This window comes from Streptomyces sp. SID14478 (assembly GCF_010548525.1).
Classification (GTDB): Bacteria; Actinomycetota; Actinomycetes; order Streptomycetales; family Streptomycetaceae; genus Streptomyces.
Map to the genome: position 1 here is coordinate 1 of NZ_JAAGMG010000753.1, position 6,375 is coordinate 6,375.

The following is a 6,375-nucleotide window of genomic DNA, read 5'->3' on the forward strand; positions in this document are numbered from 1 at the left end:
ACGATCCGGTCGTCGCCGCTGCCCGCGGCCGCCTCCACCCGCACTCCGGGCACCGGCTCGGTGGCCCGTGCGGCGCCCTCGACGACGAGCACCAGCTCCGCGTCGCGGCCCAGCGGATGATCGACGAGCCGGTCCCGCAGCCGGCGCGCGGCACCGAGCCGGTCGCGCCACCAACCGTCCGGCACGGAGCCGACGACGTTCGCGCCGTCCACGATCACCACGGAACCTTCCATGCCTCCAGCGTGCCATGCGGGCGCGGCGGACCACGGCCACCCGACAGCGCTCGCTGAAGCGTTCGACCGTCGGCTTATGATGTGCCGGTTGCTCAGGGGTGCCGTGTCGACGACGCGGAGAAATCGGGAAGGTGAACCCAGCCATGCGGAGAAGTGGGCCGGACTCCGCGGGCACTGCCCGCCTCGCCGCCGCAGGGACGGACCCCACGACGGTCACCGGGACGTTCCACGGCCGCTGGCTGACCCTCGGCAAGGACGGCAGGCTCACCCTCTACGCGCCCACGCACGACGGCCTGTTGCGCTGGACCGAGCGGAGCCCCGGCGGACCCGAGTGGACCGGGCCGGAGCGCTTCCCCGCCGAGGACGTGGCCGACGTGACGATCGTGCAGGGCGCCGACTCCTACGTGCACTTCGTCGGTCGCCGCGAACGCACCGGCGACCAGGGCCCGGACGTGGACATCGTGCACGCCATCCAGTACCAGTCGGGCCGCCCCGTCACCGAGTGGCGCTCCCTCGGCAACCCGTACCGCACCGCGGAGAACGGCCGCAAGATAGGCAGGCCCGCCGCTGCCGTCGACGGGCAGGGCACCGTCTTCGTCTTCGTGCGCAACGCCGGCCGCGGACTCCAAATGCGCCGCGAGCAGAAGGACGGCAGGTGGGCGCCCTGGCAGGACCTCAAGGGCTCGAAGCTCACCGACGGGCCGATCCCCGCGGCCACCGGTGACGGACACGTCGAGGTGGTCGTACCGTCGCAGCGCGGCGTCCTGCACTGGCGACAGCCCGCGCCCGACGGGCAGTTGACGTGCGGGCAACCCCTGCAGGCCGACGTGCGGGAAGGGTCCGGCACGGCGCTGGAGACGGCGCCCGGCCGCCTCACGTACTACTGGACGGACACCGACGGCGTCGCCGCCTACCGCGAGGGCTCCTGGCCGGTGCCGCTCGGCGGCGCCCCCGGCGACGGCGCCCTCACGGCCCTGCGCACCCGGCTCGACGGCCAGGACTGCACCGTCCTCGCGCAGCGCGGGCCCGCCGACACCCTGGTGGTGGGGGTCTGTGGCACGGAGGCCGAGCACAACGGCGTGTGGTGGTCGGACACCACGGTGGACTGCACCGGTGACCCGGCCCTGGCGCTGGACGCGTACGGCCGCGTGGTCGTCGCCGTACGGGGACGGGACGGCGCGCTGCGGACCGCCCGCCAGGACCCCGGCCCCGGCCTCACCCTGCCCCCGCACTGGCAGCGGCTGTGACGGGGGAGCCCGCCTAGAATTGCCGCCGTGAACGGCGATTGGCTGATACGCGGACGCGACGGCGGGCTCTGCATCTACGCATACGCCCCGGACGGCGACACGGTCGTGTGCCGCACGGAGCGCGGCCCACAGGGCCCCTGGTCGGCGCCGCGCACGGTGGGCGGCGACCAGCGCCTGCACAGGGGCCTCGCGCTCGCCCAGGGCCCCGGCGCCTACGTCCACCTCGTCTCCTGGCGCCCCACCGTCCCCGGCGAATCCGGCCTCGTCCACGCGACGCACTTCCAGTCGCACCTCGCGGCGCTCGACTGGACCCCCATCGGCCACCCGAACCGCACGGGCGACCGCACGGGCCCGCCCGCCGTCGCCGTCGACGCCCAGGGCCGCGCCCACGTCTTCGTACGGAACAAGGGCGGCGGCGTCAGCATGCGCGCCCAGGCCGAGAAGGGCGGCTGGGGACCCTGGCGCGACCTCAAGGGCAAGCGCGTACGCGGTGAACTCGCCGCCGTGGCAGGGGAGTCGGGCCTGATCACCCTGTACGCGGCGACCGCCGACGGCATCCGGCGCTGGCGCCAGGAGGAGCCCGGCGCGACACCGGTGGCCGACGAGAAGCCGCACCCGGCGGCGCCGCGCCCGGACACGCTGCGCGCGCTGGCCACCTCCCCGGACGACACCACGCTCTTCTTCACGGACGACGACGGTGCGCTGTGCGCCTGGCGCGGCGACGCCGACCCGGTCCGCCTCCTGGACGCGGCGGGCCCCGGCCCCGTGACGGCCGTGCGCTGCCGACTGGACGACGTGGACTGCACGTTGCTCGCCCAGCGCGCCCACAGCGGCCGCGTCGCCTTCGCCGCCTACCCCACGCAACAGGAGTCGGCCGGCGCCTGGTGGACGGAGTCGGGCCCGGTCCTCGCGCCGGACGCCCGCATCGCCCTGGCGGAGGACGCCGACGGCCGCGTCGTGGCGGCGAGTTACGTCCCCGGGCAGCAGGACGCCATGAACCTGACCCGCCGCAAGGACGAGCCCGGCCTGGCCCTGGAGGCGTGGCGCAGGGTGGTGTGAACCACCGGACGGAAGCCGCGGGACGGCACGCCCGTGGCCGTGCCCCACGCCGAGAACGGGACGGCACGGCTGCGGGCGTGCCCCACGCCGAAAAGGGGCGCGGGGAACCGCGCGACCGGCCACAGCCGGCCCGCGGTCGCCCCACGCCCCTCGACCTCCGGGACGGAGCGCTACCGCTGCCCGTTACGCGGGCACGCTCGCGACACCGGCCTCCAGGAACTTCTTCCCGGTCACGCGCTCCGAGACGCCCTCACGGTCCAGGTACGGCGTGATGCCGCCCAGGTGGAAGGGCCAGCCCGCGCCCGTGATCAGGCACAGGTCGATGTCCTGCGCCTCGGCGACGACGCCCTCGTCGAGCATGAGCCCGATCTCCTGGGCGACGGCGTCGAGCACGCGGTCGCGGACCTGCTCCTCGGTCAGGACGACGTCGCCCTGCTTGAGGAGCGCGGCGACCTCGGGGTCCAGCTCCGGCTTGAAGTCGTTCTCGGCGGAGTAGACGTAGAAGCCGCGCTTGCCCGCCTTCACGACGGCGGCGAGGTTCGGGGACACCGTGAAGCGCTCCGGGAAGGCGCGGTTCAGGGTCTCCGAGACGTGCAGACCGATGGCCGGGCCGACCAGCTCCAGCAGGACCAGCGGCGACATCGGCAGACCGAGCGGCTCGACGGCCTTCTCGGCGACCTCGACGGGGGTGCCCTCGTCGATGACGTTCTGGATCTCGCCCATGAAGCGGGTCAGGATGCGGTTCACGACGAACGCCGGGGCGTCCTTCACGAGCACCGCGGTCTTCTTCAGCTTCTTCGCGACACCGAACGCCGTGGCCAGCGCCGCGTCGTCCGTCTGCTCGCCGCGCACGATCTCCAGGAGCGGCAGGATCGCGACCGGGTTGAAGAAGTGGAAGCCGACGACCCGCTCGGGGTGCTTCAGCTTCGACGCCATCTCCGAGACCGACAGCGACGACGTGTTCGTGGCGAGGATCGCGTGCGCCGGGGCGACCGCCTCGACCTCCGCGAACACCTGCTGCTTGACGCCGATCTCCTCGAAGACGGCCTCGATGATGAAGTCCGCGTCGGAGAAGCCCTCGGCCTTGTCGAGGACGCCCGAGACGAGGCCCTTCAGACGGTTGGCCTTGTCCTGGTTGACGCGGCCCTTGCCGAGCAGCTTGTCGATCTCGGCGTGGACGTAGCCCACGCCCTTGTCGACGCGCTCCTGGTCGATGTCGGTCAGCACGACCGGCACCTCCAGACGGCGCAGGAACAGCAGCGCGAGCTGCGAGGCCATCAGGCCCGCGCCCACGACGCCGACCTTGGTGACCGGGCGCGCCAGATTCTTGTCCGGGGCGCCGGCGGGGCGCTTGGCGCGCTTCTGCACCAGGTTGAACGAGTAGATGCCGGCGCGCAGTTCGCCGCCCATGATGAGGTCGGCGAGCGCCTTGTCCTCGGCGTCGAACCCGGCCTGCAGGTCACCGCTCTTGGCGTTGGCGATGATCTCCAGCGCGCGGTACGCGGCCGGGGCCGCCCCGTGCACCTTGGAGTCGGCGATGGACTTGCCGCGCGCGACGGCCTGGTCCCACGCCTCACCGCGGTCGACGTCCGGACGCTCGACCTTGACGTCGCCCTTGAGGACGTTCGCCGTCCAGATCAGCGACTGCTCCAGGAAGTCGGCGCCCTCGAAGATCGCGTCGGCGATCCCGAGCTCGTGCACCTTCTTGCCGTTGAGCTGCTTGTTCTGGTTGAGCGAGTTCTCGATGATCACCGAGACGGCGCGGTCGGCGCCGATCAGGTTCGGCAGCAGCGCGCAGCCGCCCCAGCCGGGGACCAGGCCGAGGAAGACCTCGGGCAGCGAGAACGCGGGCAGCGCCTGGGAGACGGTGCGGTACGAGCAGTGCAGACCGACCTCGACGCCACCGCCCATCGCGGCACCGTTGTAGTACGCGAACGTCGGCACGGCGAGCCCGGAGAGGCGCTTGAAGACCTCGTGGCCGCCCTTGCCGATGGCGAGCGCGTCGTCGTGGTTCTTCAGCAGCTCGACGCCCTTGAGGTCGGCGCCGACCGCGAAGATGAACGGCTTGCCGGTGATGCCGACGCCGACGATGTCGCCGTCGGCCGCCTCCTTCTCGACCTGGTCGATGGCGGTGTTCAGGTTCGCCAGCGAGCCGGGGCCGAAGGTGGTCGGCTTGGTGTGGTCGAAGCCGTTGTCGAGCGTAATCAGGGCGAACCGGCCGGCGCCGTAGGGCAGTTCGAGGTGCCGTACGTGCGCGGAGGTGACGACCTCGCCGGGGAACAGCTCGGCCGCACCCTTGAGGAGCTCAGCGGTGGTGGTGCTCACTTGTCGCCTCCGGCGTCCTTGTGGTGCGGGTTCTCCCAGATCACCGTGGCGCCCATGCCGAAGCCGACGCACATGGTGGTGAGGCCGTAACGGACCTCCGGCTGCTCCTCGAACTGACGGGCCAGCTGCGTCATCAGACGCACGCCCGAGGAGGCCAGCGGGTGGCCGTAGGCGATGGCGCCGCCGTACTGGTTGACGCGCGCGTCGTCGTCGGCGATGCCGTAGTGGTCCAGGAACGCGAGGACCTGGACGGCGAACGCCTCGTTGATCTCGAAGAGGTTGATGTCCTCGATGCCGAGACCCGCCTTGGCGAGCGCCTTCTCCGTGGCCGGGATCGGCCCGTAGCCCATGACCTCCGGCTCGACGCCCGCGAAGGCGTACGAGACGAGGCGCATCTTGACCGGGAGGTTGTGCTCCCGGGCGAATTCCTCGCTCGCGATGATCGAGGCGGTGGCGCCGTCGTTCAGACCGGCGGCGTTACCGGCGGTGACGCGACCGTGCGTACGGAACGGCGTCTTCAGGCCCGCGAGGTTCTCCAGGGTCGTCCCCGGCCGCATCGGCTCGTCCGCGGTGACCAGACCCCAGCCGGTCTCGCCCACCTCGGCGTTGGTGTTGCGCACCGAGATCGGGACCAGGTCCTGCTGGATCTTCCCGTTCGCGTACGCCTTCGCCGCCTTCTCCTGCGAGCGCACGGCGTACTCGTCGGCGCGCTGCTTGGTGATGTGCGGGTAGCGGTCGTGCAGGTTCTCGGCGGTCATGCCCATGAACAGGGCGGACTCGTCGACCAGCTTCTCGCTGACGAACCGCGGGTTCGGGTCCACGCCCTCGCCCATGGGGTGACGGCCCATGTGCTCGACACCGCCGGCGATGACGGCGTCGTACGCACCGAACGCGACGGAGCCCGCGGCGGTGGTGACGGCCGTGAGCGCACCGGCGCACATGCGGTCGATCGAGTAGCCAGGGACCGACTGCGGCAGCCCGGCGAGGATGCCCGCCGTCCGGCCCAGGGTCAGGCCCTGGTCGCCGATCTGCGTGGTCGCGGCGATGGCGACCTCGTCGATCTTCGCCGGGTCCAGGTTCGGGTTGCGGCGCAGCAGCTCCCGGATGGACTTCACGACGAGGTCGTCGGCGCGGGTCTCGTGGTAGATGCCCTTCGGGCCCGCCTTGCCGAACGGGGTGCGGACGCCGTCGACGAAGACGACGTCCCTGACGGTACGAGGCACGATGGCTCTCCTCCAAGATGCGGGACGGCACTGCCGCGGCGCGCGCCTGAGCGCGCGCTCACCCCTTCATGCTACTTGCGGGTAACCATGCTGCCCAGTCCCCCCGCCCCAAGCGGCGAAGGTCACATCCGCGCCGGAGATCACGGCGGCCATCGGCGCGGAGGAGGAGACGGTCTCCCGCACGAAGGTCCGGCGCGGCACGCCGCACCGCCGCAGGGCCGCTCCGTGGTCGGCCACGACCACGACGGCGGCCCCCGCCAGCAGCAGCCGCCAGGCGCCGGTCACGGC

4 protein-coding genes and 2 pseudogenes are annotated in these 6,375 nt (G+C 72.3%); 2 read left to right on the forward strand and 4 right to left on the reverse strand.

Annotated elements, in window-relative coordinates; all coding sequences use genetic code 11:
* Nucleotides 1-233: pseudogene (locus G3I40_RS25020) on the reverse strand (NTP pyrophosphohydrolase); the annotation flags it as partial.
* A 143-nt stretch (nt 234-376) separates the two neighbouring features.
* On the opposite strand from G3I40_RS25020, the gene G3I40_RS25025 reads away from it, so the two are divergent.
* Both G3I40_RS25025 and G3I40_RS25030 read left to right on the forward strand, forming a co-directional pair.
* Nucleotides 377-1,480, forward strand: coding sequence for a hypothetical protein (locus G3I40_RS25025; protein ID WP_239091927.1), 1,104 nt, complete (start codon nt 377-379; stop codon nt 1,478-1,480).
* 27 nt (nt 1,481-1,507) lie between these two features.
* Nucleotides 1,508-2,539 carry a hypothetical protein gene (locus G3I40_RS25030; RefSeq protein WP_164304376.1) on the forward strand — a complete coding sequence of 344 codons (1,032 nt, stop codon included), beginning with the start codon at nt 1,508-1,510 and terminating at the stop codon, nt 2,537-2,539.
* A 183-nt stretch (nt 2,540-2,722) separates the two neighbouring features.
* Here G3I40_RS25030 and G3I40_RS25035 read toward each other — a convergent pair whose 3' ends face one another.
* The 3 genes and pseudogenes from G3I40_RS25035 to G3I40_RS46560 all read right to left on the reverse strand — a co-directional run.
* Nucleotides 2,723-4,864, reverse strand: coding sequence for a 3-hydroxyacyl-CoA dehydrogenase NAD-binding domain-containing protein (locus G3I40_RS25035; RefSeq protein WP_164304377.1), 2,142 nt, complete (start codon nt 4,862-4,864; stop codon nt 2,723-2,725).
* Nucleotides 4,861-6,087, reverse strand: coding sequence for an acetyl-CoA C-acyltransferase (locus G3I40_RS25040; RefSeq protein WP_164304378.1), 1,227 nt, complete (start codon nt 6,085-6,087; stop codon nt 4,861-4,863). Before G3I40_RS25040 ends, G3I40_RS25035 begins: the two co-directional genes overlap by 4 nt.
* Before the next feature lie 66 nt (nt 6,088-6,153).
* A pseudogene (locus G3I40_RS46560) lies at nt 6,154-6,375 on the reverse strand (hypothetical protein); the annotation flags it as partial.